20 protein-coding genes are annotated in these 18,297 nt (G+C 64.2%); 10 read left to right on the top strand and 10 right to left on the bottom strand.

Annotated elements, in window-relative coordinates:
* Positions 1–25 precede the first annotated feature (25 nt).
* Positions 26–1,279 (bottom strand): HlyD family secretion protein, encoded by a 1,254-nt coding sequence (locus LOY54_RS10930; RefSeq protein ID WP_213601652.1) that lies wholly within the window; start codon positions 1,277–1,279, stop codon positions 26–28.
* Between the two features lie 282 nt (positions 1,280–1,561).
* Between LOY54_RS10930 and LOY54_RS10925 the strand changes: the two genes are divergently transcribed.
* Positions 1,562–1,780: a hypothetical protein gene (locus tag LOY54_RS10925; RefSeq protein ID WP_093384216.1), complete on the top strand. Its 219-nt coding sequence runs from the start codon at positions 1,562–1,564 to the stop codon at positions 1,778–1,780.
* Between the two features lie 73 nt (positions 1,781–1,853).
* Here the strand turns inward: LOY54_RS10925 and LOY54_RS10920 are convergent, their stop codons facing one another.
* Positions 1,854–2,027: a hypothetical protein gene (locus LOY54_RS10920; RefSeq protein ID WP_176794272.1), complete on the bottom strand. Its 174-nt coding sequence runs from the start codon at positions 2,025–2,027 to the stop codon at positions 1,854–1,856.
* A gap of 141 nt (positions 2,028–2,168) precedes the next feature.
* Between LOY54_RS10920 and LOY54_RS10915 the strand changes: the two genes are divergently transcribed.
* Both LOY54_RS10915 and LOY54_RS10910 read left to right on the top strand, forming a co-directional pair.
* Entirely contained in the window at positions 2,169–3,194 is a 1,026-nt protein-coding gene (locus tag LOY54_RS10915) for a DUF1176 domain-containing protein (protein ID WP_258610381.1), read from the top strand.
* Between the two features lie 66 nt (positions 3,195–3,260).
* Positions 3,261–4,406, top strand: a complete 1,146-nt coding sequence (locus LOY54_RS10910; protein ID WP_258610380.1) for a hypothetical protein — start codon at positions 3,261–3,263, stop codon at positions 4,404–4,406.
* Between the two features lies 1 nt (position 4,407).
* Here the strand turns inward: LOY54_RS10910 and LOY54_RS10905 are convergent, their stop codons facing one another.
* The 4 genes from LOY54_RS10905 to LOY54_RS10890 form a co-directional block, all read right to left on the bottom strand.
* Entirely contained in the window at positions 4,408–5,037 is a 630-nt protein-coding gene (locus LOY54_RS10905; protein ID WP_258610379.1) for a DUF3885 domain-containing protein, read from the bottom strand.
* An 87-nt stretch (positions 5,038–5,124) separates the two neighbouring features.
* Complete coding sequence (locus tag LOY54_RS10900) at positions 5,125–7,122, bottom strand: U32 family peptidase (protein ID WP_258610378.1); 1,998 nt, start codon at positions 7,120–7,122, stop codon at positions 5,125–5,127.
* A gap of 172 nt (positions 7,123–7,294) precedes the next feature.
* Positions 7,295–7,675, bottom strand: a complete 381-nt coding sequence (locus LOY54_RS10895; RefSeq protein WP_045201304.1) for a RidA family protein — start codon at positions 7,673–7,675, stop codon at positions 7,295–7,297.
* A 51-nt stretch (positions 7,676–7,726) separates the two neighbouring features.
* Positions 7,727–9,439, bottom strand: a complete 1,713-nt coding sequence (locus LOY54_RS10890) for an amidase (RefSeq protein ID WP_093384240.1) — start codon at positions 9,437–9,439, stop codon at positions 7,727–7,729.
* A gap of 333 nt (positions 9,440–9,772) precedes the next feature.
* On the opposite strand from LOY54_RS10890, the gene LOY54_RS10885 reads away from it, so the two are divergent.
* Together LOY54_RS10885 and LOY54_RS10880 are read left to right on the top strand one after the other, a co-directional pair.
* Positions 9,773–11,002: a hypothetical protein gene (locus LOY54_RS10885; protein ID WP_258610377.1), complete on the top strand. Its 1,230-nt coding sequence runs from the start codon at positions 9,773–9,775 to the stop codon at positions 11,000–11,002.
* Between the two features lie 93 nt (positions 11,003–11,095).
* Positions 11,096–11,650, top strand: coding sequence for a UPF0149 family protein (locus LOY54_RS10880; RefSeq protein ID WP_093384250.1), 555 nt, complete (start codon positions 11,096–11,098; stop codon positions 11,648–11,650).
* A 92-nt stretch (positions 11,651–11,742) separates the two neighbouring features.
* Here LOY54_RS10880 and katG read toward each other — a convergent pair whose 3' ends face one another.
* Positions 11,743–14,013: a catalase/peroxidase HPI gene (gene katG, locus LOY54_RS10875; protein ID WP_258610376.1), complete on the bottom strand. Its 2,271-nt coding sequence runs from the start codon at positions 14,011–14,013 to the stop codon at positions 11,743–11,745.
* Between the two features lie 203 nt (positions 14,014–14,216).
* Here katG and LOY54_RS10870 point away from each other — a divergent pair, with 203 nt between their 5' ends.
* On the top strand, positions 14,217–14,828 hold the full coding sequence (locus LOY54_RS10870; RefSeq protein ID WP_258610375.1) for a hypothetical protein: 612 nt from the start codon (positions 14,217–14,219) through the stop codon (positions 14,826–14,828).
* 43 nt (positions 14,829–14,871) lie between these two features.
* Here the strand turns inward: LOY54_RS10870 and LOY54_RS10865 are convergent, their stop codons facing one another.
* Together LOY54_RS10865 and LOY54_RS10860 are read right to left on the bottom strand one after the other, a co-directional pair.
* Positions 14,872–15,375 (bottom strand): GNAT family N-acetyltransferase, encoded by a 504-nt coding sequence (locus tag LOY54_RS10865; protein ID WP_093384263.1) that lies wholly within the window; start codon positions 15,373–15,375, stop codon positions 14,872–14,874.
* 120 nt (positions 15,376–15,495) lie between these two features.
* Positions 15,496–15,909, bottom strand: coding sequence for a RidA family protein (locus tag LOY54_RS10860; protein ID WP_195883732.1), 414 nt, complete (start codon positions 15,907–15,909; stop codon positions 15,496–15,498).
* A gap of 146 nt (positions 15,910–16,055) precedes the next feature.
* On the opposite strand from LOY54_RS10860, the gene LOY54_RS10855 reads away from it, so the two are divergent.
* A complete protein-coding gene (locus tag LOY54_RS10855; RefSeq protein WP_045201295.1) occupies positions 16,056–16,481 on the top strand; it encodes an SUKH-3 domain-containing protein in 426 nt (141 codons plus the stop codon).
* 90 nt (positions 16,482–16,571) lie between these two features.
* Positions 16,572–16,901, top strand: a complete 330-nt coding sequence (locus tag LOY54_RS10850; RefSeq protein ID WP_045201294.1) for a hypothetical protein — start codon at positions 16,572–16,574, stop codon at positions 16,899–16,901.
* Here LOY54_RS10850 and LOY54_RS10845 read toward each other — a convergent pair.
* Positions 16,876–17,346, bottom strand: a complete 471-nt coding sequence (locus tag LOY54_RS10845) for an NUDIX hydrolase (protein WP_258610374.1) — start codon at positions 17,344–17,346, stop codon at positions 16,876–16,878. The genes LOY54_RS10850 and LOY54_RS10845 overlap by 26 nt on opposite strands.
* Before the next feature lie 57 nt (positions 17,347–17,403).
* Between LOY54_RS10845 and LOY54_RS10840 the strand changes: the two genes are divergently transcribed.
* Both LOY54_RS10840 and LOY54_RS10835 read left to right on the top strand, forming a co-directional pair.
* Positions 17,404–17,829, top strand: a complete 426-nt coding sequence (locus LOY54_RS10840) for a GFA family protein (protein WP_258610373.1) — start codon at positions 17,404–17,406, stop codon at positions 17,827–17,829.
* A gap of 30 nt (positions 17,830–17,859) precedes the next feature.
* Complete coding sequence (locus LOY54_RS10835; protein ID WP_258610372.1) at positions 17,860–18,252, top strand: lysozyme inhibitor LprI family protein; 393 nt, start codon at positions 17,860–17,862, stop codon at positions 18,250–18,252.
* The last annotated feature ends 45 nt before the right edge of the window (positions 18,253–18,297 follow it).

Raw genomic sequence — 18,297 nt, 5'->3', positions numbered from 1 at the left:
CCGAAAGCCAGCGGTTGGCGAATGTTCAAAGGCGTTTCCCTATGCCGCGCAGGGGTTCGAGCAGCCACTCGTAGAGGGGCATGTTCTCCTGCAGGATGTCGGCGTCCAGTTGCATGCCCGAACGCAAGCGCTCGTTCAGCCCGCGTCCGCGCATGGCTTGTTGTTCAAGGGTGACCCTGACCCGATACATCGGGCCTTGCTCGCGCTGCTGCTCGGAGACGCCGCCCACGCTCATGATTTCGTCGGCTGGCAGCGCGCTGCGCGACACCGACGCTACCGTGCCGCGTGCCAGGCCGAAGTGCTGGTAGGGATAAGCCTGGTAGCGCAACAGCACGGCATCGCCGCTGCGCACAAAACCGGCCGAACGGCTGGGCACATAGAGTTCGGCGTACAGCTGGGCATCGCTGGGCACGATGCTCAACAGCGGCCGGTTACTGTCGGCGCGGGTGCCGTTGACCACGCCCACCGCCGTCACCTCGCCACTGGCCGGGGCGGTAATCACCACCTGGCGTTTGACTTCGCTTTCCAGCAGGTTGCCCTGGCTTTGCGACAAGCGCCGCTCAAGCTCGGCCAGTTGCTTGCCCTGGTTGAACGGCAACTCGGCAAGCTCGGCGCGCAAGGTGGCGATATCGTTGCGCAGCGACAGCAACGAACGGCTCAGTTCTTCGCTGCGCAGGCGCACTTCGAGCACGGCGTCCTGCTTTTCCTGCAACTGGTCGCGCGACACGTAATCCTGGCGCTGCAGGTCGGCATAACGCGCGGCAATGCCTTGGGCCAACCCCAGGCGCTGGCGGCTGATGTCCATCTGCGTGAGGATTTTCTGCTGCTCGCTTTCCAGCACCGCCAGGCGCCGGCGCTTGCCCTCAAGCTCCTTCAGGTGCAGCGCACGGGTGCTGGCAATCTCCTCAGTGAGGCTGTCGTTACGTCGCTTGATCAAGCGGCTGATAGCCACGTGCGCGCCACCGGCCTCGGCATACAGGTCACTGCCCAGGGCCATCAGTGTCGACCCGGCCTCAACGCTCTGACCTTCGACCGCAGCCAGGCCTTGCACCACCCCTGCCTGTGGCGCAAACACCTTGATCAGCCCGCCCTCGGGCACCAGTACGCCGCTCACGGTGGCGCGGCGGGTGTAGGTGGCGCAGGTCAGGAACACGATCAACACCAGGCTGAACAGCAGCGCAGCCAGCGCCGCCCAGCGCAGGGGCACGGGCGACACCAGCAGTACGCTGCCCAACTCCTTGTCACGCCGTGCGTGCACGGCTTCGCTCCTGAATAACATGCCAATCCATGACCCGGCGGATAACGTTAATAACATGAACAGACTGATCGCCTGAGCCTGTTGCAGCATAACGGCGAGTTAATAGACAGGCACTAGCACACTTGTACTATTGCACTTAAAGCGCTGGCATTACTAACTTGGCCGGGGATCGAAACAGCCTGCCACTGTTATTGGAACTGTGATCGATCTCACACTTTTATAGTGCAACACCTTGCGCCCAGGCCCTCTCCTGGGGGGATCAACCTAGGACGAACCCACTGTAGCAAACGAGGTATAGATAACATGACCCATGCACAAAACATCGACATGACCAGCGCGCAACCCTCTGCCCTGCGGGTGCTCGACGATCAGGAAGTGGACCAGGTAAGCGGCGGGTTTTCCGTCAGCGCCGGCTCCTGGACACTGACCGGTGGCTCTTATAACTTCGGCGCGGGTGCCGGCTACCGCTTTGACTTGTACAGAGGCGGTGCGCACCAGGGCAGTTACACCCTGTGCAAGTAAACTCGGTGGATAGATGAGTTGGAAGTAAGCGAAGGGCCGCCATGGCCCTTCGTTCTATATATAGAGATGATAGTTAATTGCCATCAGCGACCTTGCGTTCAATCTCGGCAATCTTGCGGCTAAGTTCTTCGGCGGCCTCAGCCTGAGTACGGTGATTGGCCGGAGTGATCGGCCGATTGGCAAGGTCTTCATCTTCAGCAGGCTTGTCCGTCTCGTTGGCGGGCGCCTCGCGCTCGTTGCTGGTCATTGCAGTTACCTCCCGTGTCATACCCGTTGGATAGCACAGCAGCCTTGGAGTTCTGATCGGCAACGGCTTGAAGTTGGCCCGGCTTCTGCGATGATGCCCGGCCAGGACGGACGTTCGCTTACCCTGCAGGATTGAAACACCATGGTTGACCCAAGATGGAACTGGCTGTGCTTGATGCTCCTGCCGGCCCTGGCCCTGGCCGCGCCGGAACCGGAGCCGGTGCTCAAACAGTTCAAGCAATGGGTCGTGGGCTGCGACAACACCCTGCGCTGTACCGCCGTGTCGAGCAGCGTCGATCAAGGCGTGGGCCTTGAGCTGGTGCGCGAAGCCGGGGCCCAGGGGACTACCACCCTGACCCTGTTCAGCGACGCCGGAGTCGAGCTCGGCGCCCGGCTGCTGCTCGACGGCGGCCCGCTGCCAGCGGGGTTTCGGCCAGGCTCGCAGGGGCAGATGCGTTATCACGCCAAAGGTGACGTCGCGTTGCGCTTGTTGCGCCAACTGCGCAACGGCCAGACCCTGACCCTGGACACCAGCAACGGCCAGCACCCGGTATCGCTGCAGGGCCTGAGTGCCTCCTTGCTGTTCATCGACTCGGTGCAAGGACGCCTCGATCACCCCAGCGCCTTTGTAAACCCCGGCACACGCCCCGACAGCCAGCTGCCGCCAGCACCGCCGACGCCCACCCTCGCCCCCTTCACTCCGGCGCCAGGGGTGAGCGATGCCGAGCAGAAGGCCATCGCCGACGCCGTCATTGCCCTCACCCGCCATGAATGGAGCGAACCCGAGTACGACAACTGGCAAGCCGAAGCCGAGGTCTCGCCGCTGGACGCGACCCATGTGCTGGTAGGCCTGCGCTACGGCTGTGGGAGCCAGGGCTGCATGTACAGCTATTACCGCGCCTTGCGCAGCGCGCCCTATCAACCCACCTCGCTGCACATCGAGGTCCCCAGGCATGATGTGCTGGGCGGCGAGATGTATGGCTTTTTCAAGTTCGACCCGGCCCGCGGCGAGCTCAACCAGTTGCAGCCGGGCGGGCGCTACTGCGGCGCCAATGCAACCTGGCGCTATGACGGCGCGGTGATGCAGCTCAAGGCATTCAGCCGCATGAGCTGGTGCGACAGCGTCGATACTGCCCATTGGCCGCAGATCTGGCGTACCCGGGGCTAGCGCCAGGCATACAGCTTGGCGCAGGCATTCGCTACACTGCGCGCTTTGCCCCAAGAGCCTATGCGCATGGATGCCCTCGCCCGTTTTGCCCTCAAACCGCTTGCTGCGAGCCTGGCTGTGCTCACCCTGGCCGCTTGCAGCCACTTTCAAGCCGATCCGCCAGGTGCCGGTCAGTTGCCCGAGTACCAGAGTCCGGCCCCCGACTGGCGCGTGCTGAACCTGGACGAGGATCAGGACTGGCTGCTGATCGACCGTAACAGCCTGCAGCATGAAGGCGACATTACCTACGCCTGGACCGGCATCCAGCGCCACCGCTATCCGATGCAATACGGCCACGCGGTGATGGCCCTGCACAGCCGCGAGCGCCTGGCGTTCTATTGCCAGCGCCAACTCATCAGCCGGCAAAGCCAGGTGTTCCTCGACAACGACAATCGCGTAGACCGCACCAGGCTTCAGTGGCAGCCCTTCAGCGCGTTCTACCGGCAGGCCCCTTTGTACTATCAGCAGTTGTTCGACGCCGCCTGCCAAGCGCCGGCCGAGCTTGCCAAGCTTGCTCCGCTCAAAGCCCGTACACCGTTGCCGCCGCCGTTTTTGCCGCCCAGGGCCAGGCCTGAAGTGCTTGCCGCCATCGCCGCCCTCGACCTGCCGACACCACGCCTGAGCCTGCACCGGCTGGATTATCGCTACGACGCCAACCTCAACGACGGCGACAATGCCGTCAACAGGCCGCGCCAGGTATTCCTCAGCACCGACAGCCGCTCCGGCCAAGTGTTGCTACAGGCTGTGGACCCGACGATAGCGCAGCAGCTGCAACTGAACTTTCGCGGCCTGTTCGATCTGGCCGCACGCGGCATCGACATCATGACCGGGCAGGAGCAGGACGCCAGCGACAGCTTGACCGCGCTGTCATTCAGCGGCGACTGGCAAACCCTGCCCGCCCATGCGCAGCTGAGCTACACCAGCAGCCACGCCGGGCAAACTGCGAGCATTACCCGCACCACCCATTGTCAGGTCGGCAAGGCGCAAGCGGCCAGCGCCCTGCACCCGGCCCTGCAAGGCAGCGCCAAGCCGTTGACCTGCACCTGGCAGAGCCCGCGCGGCAACCGTTGGCGCGAAGGCTACAGCTACCTGGTCGACTACGGCGTGTTCGTCCGCACCCGCGAAGACAACCCGCTGGGCAGCTGGCGCTGGAAAATCGAGTCGCTGCAGTGAGTCAATGCAGGACGGTGGCGAAGCTTGCGTCCATGCGCTCGCGGTCGTAGTCCAGCAGCCACGGCTGGTGCTGGCGGTACAACAGCGCGAGCACGTCGTGGTTGGGGCCCACCACATCCATACCCCGATCGTCATAGGGCAAGGCCATCAACCGCTGGTTGAGGTTGAACAGGTAGACACCGCAGCAAGGGCTCGGGCGTATGGTCCCCGGATTATCGGCCAATGCGCACCAGAGCACCGGTTGCAGCAACGACAGTGGCGCCTCAAAGGCGAGGTGCAGCCAGTACTCGGGCTGATGCTCTTCGAACCAGTCGTCCGGGTCCAGCCGCTGGCTCCACAGTGAGCGCCGGGCGGGGATTTGAATACCGGCGGCACGCAAGTCGCGCAACACGTCGCGGTGGGCAAAACCGTTACCGTTGGAGTGCACGCGCAGGCACACCACCATCGCTTGCTCACCGGCAAACAGGTCACGGCACACCGCGGTGGCCTTGCTGACTGCCAGCAGGAAGCGTTCGATGTCGCTGCCGCCTTCGGCCAGCTCGAAGCGCAGGCCTTGCGGGTAGTTATAGAAAAGCGGCCGGGCAAAGGCCAGGCCGCTGAAAATATGCTGGATTTGCAGTTGTAGGTTCACGTTACCTTCCTGGCTGTCGGCCCCGCACAGCTGGGGCCAGAGTCCATTGCGGCCAGCACCCTGAAGGTGCTGGCCGCGGTGTTTCACTCAATGCGGCGCGCGCGGGATGGTCTTGAGCAGGTCTTCAGGGCTGATATGCCCGACCACCTGCTGCACGCTGCCCGGTTGCGGCAGGCCAAGGATGTGGCCTTTCATCTTGCCGATGACGTGCATTTCGCACGGCTTGCAGTCGAACTTCAGGGTCAGTACTTCATCGCCGTGAATCAGCTGCATCGGCGCCACCTTGGTGCGCACGCCGGTCACGCCCTTGGCCTGCTTGGGGCACAGGTTGAAGGAGAAACGCAGGCAGTGCTTGGTGATCATCACCGGCACTTCGCCCGCCTCTTCGTGGGCCTCGTAGGCGGCGTCGATCAGCTTGACCCCGTGACGGTGATAGAAGTCGCGGGCCTTCTGGTTGTAGACGTTGGCCAAAAACGACAGGTGCGACTCCGGGTACACCGGCGGCGGGTTGGTCTCGGCCTTGCGGCCACCGCGCGGGTGGGCCTGGATGCGCGCGGCGGTCAGCGCTTCGATGACCTCACGGCGCAGGGCCTTGAGCTGCGAGTTGGGGATAAAGTACGCCTGCGGCGCATCAAGCTGAACGTCGGTGGCGTGGTACTCGGTGGTGCCCAGCTGGCCGAGCAGGTCGCGCAGTTGCTCCAGCGCCTGCTCCGGCTTGTTGGCCAAGCCGAACGGGCCGTCCAGGGCGACGCTGGCACTGATGCCCTCCTCGCTGGTGGCGGTCAGGGCCAGGCGCTGTTCGTCGAGCTTGGCCACCCAGGCCAGGCCGATACGGCGCTCGGCCGAGGTCTTTTGCAAAGCCTGCTGCCAGTTGTGGTCGAGGTTGCGGCTCAGCGGGTGGTTGGGCCGCAGCTGGTGCATGCCCTTGGGCATCTCGTTGGGCTCGACGCGGTAGCGGTAGCGTTTCTCGCCGTCTTCATCGAACTCGCCTTTCGGCTCGGCGATGTTGGCGCGAAAGCCCACCACTTCGCGCTTGACCAGCACGTTGAGGCCGTCGCCGTTGGACAGCGGCTCGTGGGTGACCACCTGCAGGTCGCGCTTGCCGACTTTCTCGACCACACCCACCGGCAGGCCGGTGAAGGTCGGCGAGTCGAAGGCGCCGATGTCGATCTTGCGCTCGCTGACGAAGTAGTCGGTGCTGCCGCGGTGGAAGGTTTTGTCCGGGTCGGGCAGGAAGAAGTGCGCGGTACGGCCGCTGGAGGCGCGGGCCAGGTCCGGGCGGTCTTCGAGCACGGCGTCCAGGCGCTGGCGGTAGTAGGCGGTGATGTTCTTCACATAGCCCATGTCCTTGTAGCGCCCTTCGATCTTGAACGAGCGCACGCCGGCCTCGACCAGCGCGCGGATGTTGGCGCTCTGGTTGTTGTCCTTCATCGACAGCAGGTGCTTCTCGTAGGCGATCACCCCGCCCTTTTCGTCCTTGAGGGTGTACGGCAGGCGGCAGGCCTGGGAGCAGTCGCCACGGTTGGCGCTGCGCCCGGTCTGGGCGTGGGAGATGTTGCACTGGCCGGAGAAGGCCACGCACAGCGCACCGTGGATGAAGAACTCGATCGCCGCGTCGGTCTCGTCGGCGATGGCGCGGATTTCCTGCAGGTTCAGCTCGCGGGCCAGCACCAGCTGGGAGAAGCCGGCCTGGTCGAGGAACTTGGCCCGGGCCAGGGTGCGGATGTCGGTCTGGGTACTGGCGTGCAGCTCGATCGGCGGGATGTCCAGCTCCATCACCCCCAGGTCCTGGACGATCAGCGCGTCGACGCCGGCATCGTACAGTTCGTGGATCAGCTTGCGCGCCGGCTCCAGCTCGTTGTCGTGGAGAATGGTGTTGATGGTGGTGAACACCCGCGCGTGGTAGCGGCGGGCAAATTCCACCAGCTGGGCGATATCACTGACTTCGTTGCAGGCATTGTGGCGCGCACCGAAGCTCGGGCCGCCGAGGTACACAGCGTCGGCGCCATGCAGAATGGCCTCGCGGGCGATGGCGACATCGCGGGCGGGGCTGAGCAATTCCAGGTGATGCTTGGGCAGGGACATGTTTTTTTAGTCAGGCTGTCACGGTCGAGGCGCGCATTGTAGCGGCGAAACGCCCGATCGGCACCCGTAGCCTGCCCGGTGGTGCGCCCGAGCGCGGGTCAAGTCGAGGCGTCGCACCGCCGCTCCCACAGGTTCGGCGTTGCGATGAGACCAGCCCAGCCACCGCAACAACTCAGGCCTTGGCCGCCATCGCAGTCACTTCCACACGCATGCCTTCCACCGCCAGCGACGCCACGCCCACTGCAGCGCGCACCGGCCAGGGCTTGGCGAAGAAGCGCTGGTAGACCTCGTTGAACGCCGCCCGCTCGGCCATGTCGGTGAGGTAGATGGTCAGGTGCAACACCCGGTCCATGGAGCTGCCAGCACGCTCCAGAGCGACTTTCAGCGCTTGCAGGGTACATTCGCTCTGGGCGGTGATATCGCCCAGTTCCAGGCTGCCGTCGGCACGGGTGGGGATCTGGGTCGAAACCAGGATGCCGCCGAAACCGGCGACGTCGGAAGAGATCGACTCGGCGTCCGGGTCGGGAATGAAAGTGATGTCTTGGTTAGCCATGGGTATCTCGTGTCTGGGGAATAAAAAAGGGCGGTTACCCGCCCCTTCTGCTTACTTGCCGCCGGCCAGCGCCGGCGTGCGCGGTGGCACCAGGCGCCTGGAGCCGGTCGACTCGAAGGCAGCCGCCAGGCGCAGCAATGACGAATCGTCGTAGGCGCGACCGGCAAAGGTCAAGCCCACCGGCATGCCGATATCGGCCATCACGCCCATCGGCACGGTCACCGTCGGCACGCCCAGGTGACGGATCGCCAGGTTGCCGTTGGCCACCCACACGCCGTTGCTCCAGGCAATGTCGGCCGACGCCGGGTCGACATCGGCATTGGCCGGGCCGACGTCAGCGACGGTCGGGAAGATCACCACGTCGAGCTTGAGCGCATCCATCCAGTCTTCGAGGTCGATGCGCCGGGTTTGTTCCAGGCCGCGCAGGCCGTCCGGCACGGTGCTGATCTGGTCCCACGGGGTGATGCCGCGCTCGGCCATGCGCACGTATTCGTCCATGCCCGCGGCCAGGTCGCCTTCGCGGTTGGGCAGCGTGCCCGGATCATGCGGGAAAATCTTCGGCCCGTCGACATCGACCAGGCGGTTGAGCTTGGGGTCGCCGTTGGCCTGGAGGAAATCATCGAAGGCCCAGGCGGTCAGGTCCCACAGTTCGTGGTGAAGGAACTCCTTGGACACCAGGCCGCGATTGAACACGGTCGGCGCACCCGGGCGATCGCCTTCGCAGTTGGACACCAGGGGGAAATCGACTTCGATGACTTCGCCACCGGCCGCTTCCAGGGCCTTGCGCGCCTGCTCCCAGAGGGCGATCACCGATGGCCGGGTGTTGATTCGCTGGCCGGTCGGGCCACCGATGCCCGGGGCTTCGCTGGTGCCGGCTTCAGGGTCGGCATTGATGTACATGCGCGGCACGCCGAAACGCTTGCCCTTGAGCGCTGCGGCATCGGCTGCCAGCTCGTGGTAGGAGGCCGGGCGCACCGAATCGACGCTGGGGATTGGCACCCAGGGCTGCAGGCGCCACAGGTCGCCGCGTTTGTCCGGGTCTTGGGCGACGACGATGTCGAGCACTTCGAGCAGGTCGGCCATGGTCCGGGCAAAGGGCACCACCACGTCCATGGTCGGCGTCAGCGGCCAGTTGCCACGCACCGAGATCACCCCACGCGAGGGCGTGTAGGCGCACAGGCCGTTGTTCGAGGCCGGGCCGCGGCCACTGGACCAGGTTTCTTCGGCCAGGCCGAAGGCGGCGAAGCTGGCCGCCGTGGCAGTACCGGCGCCGTTGGACGAGCCGGAGGCAAACGGTGCGGTCAGGTAGTCGGCGTTGTACGGGCTTTCGGCGCGGCCATAAACGCCGCGCTGCATGCCGCCGTTGGCCATCGGCGGCATGTTGGTCTTGCCCAGGCAGATGGCGCCGGCAGCGCGCAGGCGCTCGATGGTGAAGGCGTCGCGATAGGCCACAAGGTCAGCGAAGGCCGGGCTGCCGGAGGCGGCGGTCAGGCCCTTGACCAGGTAGCTGTCCTTGGCGGTGTAGGGGATGCCGTCGAGCGGGCCGAGGGTCTGGCCCTGGGCGCGGCGTTCGTCAGAAGCCTGCGCTTCGTTCAGGGCTTCGGGGTTGCGCACCACTACAGCATTGAGCTTGGTGGCAGTGTCCGCGCCATCGTAGGCGTCGATGCGCGCCAGGTAGGCCTTGACCAGCTCCACCGCGGTGGTCTGGCCGGACTCGAGCGCAGCGCGCAGCTGGGCAATGGAAACCTCTGTGACTTCGATCATGCTGCTACCGCCGAGGGTTGATGGCTGACTGGGTTAAGGCTTACACCACACGGGGTCTGGAGCACGGGGATTTCACGGCTTTGAAGATGGGTTCGCATAGTTGTTCTCATTGCACGGCATGACGCTGCAGGGTCTGGACGAATTACCTGAGCGGCCTATTTAGCACCAAAATTGCCCACAGCGGAACGGGGAGCCAGCGGGCAGCGGTGCATTCAGCCGCGTGCGAAGGTGCAAAATCGGCCGCCAGGCCTGGGCGAGGCGCAGATATTCAGCTTTACCCCTCCCACCACCACGAGCATCATGCGCACTTCGCGTTCACGGAGGATTTCGCACATGTTCAGGGCACTTTTCGACACGCTGTTCAAGCGCACGCCTACCGAGGAAGGCTTTGCCCGTACCTTCATCAAGGCCGCGCGCGCCGGCGGTTATGCCGAGCCACTGGACTATCAGGCCGACGACTTTCGCCTGCGCTACGGCGGTAGCAGCTACTTCAACCTGCACAACGCCTACCGCGACTACCTGAACGCCGACAAGGCGCGTAAAGCCCAGGTGCTCGACAGCTACCTGCGCGGCCTGATCGACAGCCGCAACAGCACCGCGGCGCAGCCCCTGGAGCAGGTTAGACCGCTGCTGCGGCCGGTGATCCGCAACCTGGCCATGCTCGAAGAGATCCGCCTGCATCAGGTCCGTCATCAAGGCTGGGACTCGCCCTGCCCCATGGCCTGGCAGCCGTTCTGCGAAGACTGCGTGACCTTGCTGGCCATCGACTACCCCGACACCACCTCGACCCAGACCGCCGGCCCGCCACAGGACTGGGGCATCAGCCTGGAGCAGGCGCTGGCGATTGCCCTGGACAACCTGCGCGACGCCAGCCCCGATGCCTTCGAGGCGATCCTCCCCGGTTTGTACCAGGGCGCCTGGAAGGACGGCTACGACACCAGCCGCGTGCTGCTGCCCGACGTGCTGCAGCGCTTGGCGCTCAAGGGCCAGCCGGTGTTCATGATGCCCAGCCGCGATGTGCTGATGGTCACCGGCGACAAGGACGCCGACAATCTGCGGCAGATGGTCGAGCTGAGCTTCCACGCGCTGGAGCACGGGCGCGCGCAGTCGAGCCAGATCTATACCTATCACGACCGCCGCATCGTGCCCTTCCAGGTGCAGGACGCGCACCTGCAAGCGCGCCTGGGCGACCTGCAGCGGCTGCTGCGCCACGGCATCTATAGCACGCAAAAAGAGTTTCTCGACAAGATCCACGAAGCCCATCCCGAGGACATCTTCGTCGCCACCCACAGGCTTTACAGCGACGCCGAAAACGGCAATAGCAGCTTTTCGATCGCGGCCTGGACCGAGGGCGTGTTCACCTCGTTGCCGCAAACCGACCGGGTGATCCTGGTCCAGCCCCAGGCAGACGGCTCGGCCCAGACCCAGGTGGTGGCCTGGCACGAGGTTGAAACACTGCTGGGCGGGCTGCTGAGCAAAGACGGCGAGCTCTACCCGCCACGCTTTCGCACCCTCGGTTTTCCCAGCGCCGAGCAGTTGCAGGAGCTGACGCCCATGGGGTGAGGCCCAACTTGAAGCAACGGGGCTGGATTTACACTGCACAAAGCCTCATCCTCCCCGCCTTTTGCCCGCGCCTGAGCGGCCAAGGAGATCCCCATGCACGACCTGCCACTGGCTGCCGCCGACTTCGCGTTCCTCGACGCCACTTTGCAGCAGTACGGCGATGACCACTCGGTGCTCAACGCCTCGGAGCTCGACGGCTACTTCACTGCGTTGGTGTCGAGCCCGGTGCAGGTGGACATCAGCGAGTGGTTCCCGGCGATCTGGGGCGGGCAGATGCCGGAATGGCAAAACGCTGCTGACTGCCAGCGCTTCGTCGAGCTGTGTGCCCGTCACCTGAACAGCCTGGCCACCCAGCTGGTTGAAGCGCCGCAGGCATTTGCCCCGCGCCTTGAGCAGACCGAACACCAGGGCCAGCCGCTGCCATTGGCGGAAGAATGGTGCTTTGGTTATTTGCGCGGTATCGCCATTGCCAACTGGCCGGTGCTGCCTGAAGCGCAAATGCAGGCCTTGCAGGTGATTACCGGCTGGGCCGAGCAGGATGAATTCGAGCTGCCGGCGAACCTGGACGTTGCCCTTCATCGACAGCGAGTGGTGGCGATTGCCCCGGCGGCGCGGGCGCTGCATGACTACTGGCTGGCGCAGCGCTGATTGGCTCTTTGGTGCCTGCATTACCACCGCTGCGCGCTCGATCGCGGGTCAGTTCCGCTCCCTGTGGAAGCGGAACTGACCCGCGATGAGGCTTACTTGAGATCGAACCGGTCCAGGTTCATCACTTTCGTCCAGGCCGCGACGAAGTCCTTGATGAATTGCTCCTTGGCGTCGCGACTGGCATAGAACTCCGCCAGCGCCCGCAGTTGCGAGTTGGAACCAAACACCAGGTCGACCCGGGTGCCGGTCCATTTCACCGCGCCGGTCTTGCGGTCACGCCCTTCGAACGTTTCGTTGGCCGCCGACACCGGCTTCCACTCCACGCCCATGTCCAGCAGGTTGACGAAAAAGTCGTTGCTCAGTGTACCCGGCTGCTGAGTGAAGACGCCGTGCTTGCTTTGCCCGGCATTGGCCCCCAGCACCCGCAGGCCGCCCACCAGCACGGTCATTTCCGGCGCGCTCAAGGTCAGCAGTTGCGCTTTGTCGATCAGCAAGGCCTCGGCCGGCACCCGGTAGCTGTTCTTCAGGTAGTTGCGAAAACCATCGGCATTGGGCTCAAGAAAACCGAACGACTCGACGTCGGTCTGCTCCTGCGAGGCATCCATGCGCCCCGGGGCAAACGCCACGCGGATGTCGACCCCGGCGTTTTTGGCCGCCTGCTCGACCGCGGCGCTGCCTGCCAGCACGATCAGGTCGGCCAGGGAGATTTTCTTGCCACCGGCCTGGGCACTGTTGAAGTCGTTCTGGATGCCTTCCAGCACGCTCAGCACCTTGGCCAGCTGCTCAGGCTGGTTGGCCTGCCAGAACTTCTGCGGCGCCAGGCGCAGGCGCCCGCCATTGGCCCCGCCGCGCTTGTCGGAGCCGCGGAAGGTCGAGGCCGCCGCCCAGGCCGTGGACACCCGTTCGGCCACCGACAGCCCCGAAGCCAACAGCCTGGCCTTCAGTGCGGTCACGTCGCTGTCATCGACCAAGGCATGGTCGAGCGCCGGGATCGGGTCTTGCCAGAGCAGCTCTTCGCTGGGCAGTTCCGGGCCCAGGTAACGCGACAGCGGGCCCATGTCGCGGTGGATCAGCTTGTACCAGGCACGGGCAAAGGCATCGCTCAATTGCTCGGGATTGGCCAGAAAGCGCCGCGAGATCGGCTCGTAGATCGGGTCGAAGCGCAGCGACAGGTCGGTGGTGAGCATGGTCGGGTTGCGCCGTTTGTTCGGGTCGTGGGCATCGGGGATGATCCCCGCACCGGCGCCGTTTTTTGGCGTCCACTGGTTGGCCCCGGCCGGGCTCTTGGTCAGTTCCCACTCGAAGCCGAAGAGGTTTTCCAGGTAGTTGTTGCTCCAGCGCGTTGGCGTGGTGGTCCAGGTCACTTCCAGGCCGCTGGTGATGGTGTCGGCGCCCTTGCCAGTGCCAAAGCTGTTGCGCCAGCCCAGGCCCTGTTCTTCAAGACCGGCGGCTTCCGGTTCCGGGCCGACGTTATCGGCAGGGCCGGCGCCGTGGGTTTTACCGAAGGCATGGCCGCCGGCGATCAGGGCCACGGTTTCTTCATCGTTCATGGCCATGCGTGCAAAGGTTTCGCGGATGTCCTTGGCGGCGGCGACCGGGTCGGGGTTGCCTTCCGGGCCTTCCGGGTTGACGTAGATCAGGCCCATTTGCACCGCGGCCAGGGGGTTTTCCAGGTTGCGGCCCTGGTCGGTGCGGCTTTCTTCGTTGCCGTGCTGCTCGGGCTCGGCCACCAGGGTGCCTTCGCCGGGCTCCTGCATTGGCTGCGGGCCCTTGCCGTAGCGGGTATCGCCACCCAGCCACTTGTTTTCCGAGCCCCAGTAGACGTCTTCATCCGGCTCCCAGACATCCGCGCGGCCGCCAGAAAAACCAAAAGTCTTGAAGCCCATGGACTCCAGGGCAACGTTGCCGGTGAGCACGATCAGGTCGGCCCAGGAGATGCTCCGGCCGTACTTCTGCTTGATCGGCCACAGCAGGCGCCGGGCCTTGTCCAGGCTGACGTTGTCAGGCCAGCTGTTGAGCGGCGCGAAGCGTTGTTGTCCGGAGCCTGCGCCGCCACGGCCATCACCAGTGCGGTAGGTGCCGGCGCTGTGCCAGGCCATGCGGATGAACAGCGGCCCGTAATGACCGAAATCCGCTGGCCACCAGTCCTGGGAATCGGTCATCAGCGCATGCAGGTCTTGTTTCAGGGCTTGAAAGTCCAGGCTCTTGAAGGCCTCGGCATAGTTGAAGCCATCGCCTTGGGGATCGGACTGCGGCGAGTGCTGGTGGAGGATCTTCAGGTTCAGTTGGTTCGGCCACCAGTCGCGGTTCGTCGTACCACCGCCAGCGGCATGACTGAACGGGCATTTCGATTCAGTAGACATGGGTGAGCTACCTTTGTATCCAGCGTTTTAGTTATCTCCACATCAGGTCCGGCCGGCACCCGCCAGCGCATCATCAAGGCTAGTCGCGGCCCCGGCAGTCAGCAAATAGACGCAGTATTGCCCGCCGATAGCCATAATCTCTTATACCAACCCCAGGGAAGGAGCAGATCGTAGCGATAGCCGCCTCACCTGAGGTCATGACCATGAACAGCCGTCCGCGTCGCACCGCCTACCACGAAGCCGGCCATGCCCTGGCCTTCTGGTGGAACGGCCTGGCGATCCGGCGGGTAACCGTGCGCACCCGGGCAGAAGCGCTGATCGGGCCGATGGTGGATTTGCGCGGCAACCTGCAGGCGGTCAAGGGCCTGGTCGAGGCGGACTACCTGGTGCCCCTGCCCGCCTTCGAGCCGCCAGGCATCGCCGAACACCTGCCGTCGATGATCGAGCTGATCGAACGCGACCTGCTCAACTGCTTCGCCGGCCCCGTGGCCGAGGCAATTTACCGTCACAGCGCCGATGATCGCTTTCTCAGCAGCAGTGGCGCCGGCGACCAGCGCCGGGCCCATGAACTGATCGCCCTGCTGCCGGCACGCCAGGTTGCGCAGGCCGAGCCCGTGGCCCTGGGTCGCTGTCACAGCCTGCTACGCGCTTACTGGCCGGTGCTGCGGGTGCTCGCCGAACGGCTGCGCGAGCAAGGCGTACTGGACGGCGAAACACTGATCGAGCTGCTGTGCCAGTTGACCGGCGAGACCCCGCAACGGCTCGGCAATCCGCTGGCAAGCCTGGACAGGCGCTGGCAACAACGGTCGGTGTGAGTTTCAGCCCGAGGGCGGCGCAGATGCAGGCGATCGTGCCAGCTCAGTGCAAGGCCCGGGTCACGAGGAAGTTCACCAGCTCCGGCTCGTCGTCCAGTTCGATCGAGCGTACCGGCCGCGGCAGCTTGTCGAGCACCGCGCGCCAGAAGGCATGGGCGGTTTCGTCCTGGTCGTAGTAACGCACCAGCCACTGGTTCTGCCCGCTCGCCAGCACCTGGCTGGCCAGGGCGCTGGCGATGCCTTTGCGCCGGTAGCGCTTGAGGATGAACAGGTCGGCCAGCTCCAGGGCGTCGAGGTCCGGCAGCTCGCTACGTTCGATCAGCAGGAAACCGGCGATGTAGCCGTCGACCAGGATCAGGTTGGCGCTCCACTGCGGCTCTTGCCAGTAGCGTTGCAGGTGCTCGTCATGCACATAGAAGCGGCCATCGACCTCGACGTCTTCCTGTTCCCAGTCCGACGACTCGTAGGCGTAAAACTGGTAGAGGTTGCGGATCAGCTCGATCTGCTCGGGGCCGGTTTGCAGGAGCTCGACAGTAAGGTCGCTCATGGCTGGACCTCATACAGCGGAAGAATCGACGGCATTGGTATCTCGATAAGTGAACGAACAGCGCGTTTTGCGGGCGCTATTGTTTACAAAAGCCGGGGCCAATGCCATCGCTAAAACATGTCACCCGGCAGCTAGCGCGGCGACCGCGTCGATTTCGATCATCATGCCGTCGAGCGCCAGGCGCGGCACCGGGATCAGGGTGCAGGTCGGGGTCATGTTGCTGCCCCAGGCCCGCTGGGCCTCGCTGCCCCAGATTCGCAGCCTGGCCTCGTCGTGGTCGACGATCAGCAGGGTCAGCTTGAACACATCGGCCAGGCTTGCGCCTCTGGATGCCAGGGCAATCTGCAGATTGCCCAGGGCCTGGCGTGCCTGCTCGGCAAAGTCACTCGACAAGCGGCCTTCAAGGTCCTCACCACCCTGCCCGGCGATGTATAGCAGCCGGGCATTGGCGGCGACTTCAGCGACATGGGAGTAGGCATTGGCGCTGGGATCATAGAGGCCTTCGGGGTTGGACAGGTGGAAAGCTGCGGTCATGGTGCTGCTCCGAATGATGGGAGCGGCGAGTATCAAACCTCGACTTAAGTAGAGGTCAAGCCTGATGTTGCCAGCGCTGCGCAGCGGGGCAATGATGACTGGCGTGTTAATCTGGCCCCTCGCACGGATTCGACCAGAGAGCAGACATGCCAATCGACCTACCTGACACCCTACGCCCACTGTTCATTGCCGCCGGATGGCCGGCCAACAACCCGCTACCGGCCAGCGTGCCGGCGAACCATCCGGCGGCCACGCTGCTGCTGAGCCTCAACGGCCTGTGCGTCGGCCACTGCGGCGCCGGTGAAGAATGCGCTGCCGGCGACATCGAGTTCAGGGCCAAGCCCGCCCTGCACGACGACAAAGTCATCGTGAGGATGCAACACAAGCTCAACACCACCCTGGTGTGCATCGGCGATGTCCACCACGGCCATGGCGCGCTGTTTGTCGACAGCCAGGGCGCCTGCTACCTCATGAGCCAGGTTCACGATGCCTTCTGGCTGCTGGGCAGCACCTTCGTCGTTGCTGCAGAAAGCCTGCTGCTGGGCCGTCAGCCACAAGCGCAACTGCTGTAAAATTCAGGCGCAAATAAGGCAAATTGCTGGCCCCCTGCTAGCCGCTTCGTTGGCAAACTCGCTTTCTTTTCAGCAAGTTAGGTAGGTGCTATGCGGGCTTATGGATTAACCCTGGCAGCGTTTTTTCTGCTCGCCCTCCCGCTCGGTGCCCAGGCCAAGGCCCTGGGCAACAATGACCGCTACATGTGCAGTTGGGGTTCGCAGATTGCCGCCGGCGCGCAGCAGTCGAAGCTGTCAGGGGTGACCCTGTACGCCGCGCGCAAGCGCCTGCAGGTGCGTAAGTTCAACAAGCCGTGGATGCGCATGACCGCCATGGGCATCACCGAACAGACCTACAACAGCCAGTCACGTCTCAAGCCCGCAGCCATCCAGCAGACCTACTACGAGCAATGCGTCAGCCATGCGCTGGCGCGGCGCTGAACACCCCGGCCGACTCAAGGGTTTCAATCAGCCGCTCGGGCCACACGATGTCGGTGGTTTGCCGCAGTTCCTCGGCCGACCACCAGCGATGATCGGCCATTACCTCGACCTCCGAAGCCGTCCAGCCCTGGCGGCACAGCTGCTGGTCCTGCGCCTGGATCAGGTAGTACTGCTCGACCGACGTGACCCACTCGCCGCTGGGTAGTTGCATGGTAAAGCGCCGCTCGCTCAAGTGCGTGCCCACCGCGTCGACCTCGATGCCGGTTTCTTCGCGCAGCTCGCGAATGGCAGCCTGTTCAAAGGTTTCGCCCTCCTCCACGCCGCCTCCGGGCGTTGCCCAGTAATCGTCACCGGCCAGCGCGCCGTTGCGATGGACGAAGCGAAACAGCAACACGCTGCGGGAGGGGCTGATGACTAACAGCCGGGCTGATTTACGTTCACGCATCGTGGTGTTCCTGTCCTTGGTTTATGATCGCGGGCGAAATTCTACCGGGCTCCAGGGATGAACAACGACAAATCTGCGCCGACAACCAGCGACTTTCACGGCAGCTGCCTGTGCGGCGCCGTCAGTTACCACATCAACACCCCGCTGAAAGCCGTCACCCACTGCCATTGCAGCCAGTGCCGCAAAGCCCATGGCGCAGCCTTCGCCACGTACGCCAGCGTGCCGGCTGCGGCCCTGAGCTGCAGCGATCCGCAGGGCATGTTGCAGGTGTTCAAGTCCTCACCAACGGTCAGCCGCAGTTTTTGTTCAGGCTGCGGCGCGAGCCTGTTCTGGGCCAATGCCAGTGGCGATTATCCGGACTGGGTCAGCGTTGCGCTGGGCACCCTGGATACGCCGTTCGAGCCTGCCCGGCAAAAACATGTGCATGTGCAGTCCAAGGCCTGCTGGCTGGTAATTGGCGATACCTGGCCGCAACACCAATAAACTGAAATAACTTCAACGCAAGGACGCCCCATGTATCGCTTGATTTACGCCAGCGTCGGCGTGCTGCTGGCACTGGCTACCCCGGCCCAGGCAAGCAGCCTGTGCCCCGGCGCCAACACCGAAGTGCAGATGCTTGAATGCATGCAGCGCTCGCTGAAAAAATCCGATCGGCAATTGAATCAGCTCTACCAGGAGCTGGTTACACGTTTCAAGGACGAGGGCGCGTCACCCGGGCGCCCGACCCAGGACGTGGCGCTGAAAAAAGCCCAGCGCAGCTGGATTGCCTTTCGTGATGCCAGCTGTGAACTGGAGACGTATGAGTCGGTTGGCGGCAGCGGCTACGCCACCATCCATACCCATTGCCTGTTGAAGCAGACGCAAGCCAGAGTCCAGTACCTGAAGCGGATTTCCGGGATGCCTTGAAGGGTCATGGATGGCTGCCTGCAGTCCCACATAACCTGCATGGCC

The sequence above is a fragment of the Pseudomonas sp. B21-032 genome (assembly GCF_024748965.1).
In the GTDB taxonomy this organism is placed as follows: domain Bacteria; phylum Pseudomonadota; class Gammaproteobacteria; order Pseudomonadales; family Pseudomonadaceae; genus Aquipseudomonas.
Note: the sequence above shows the minus strand (reverse complement) of the source record. Positions and strands in the feature narration are given on the sequence as shown.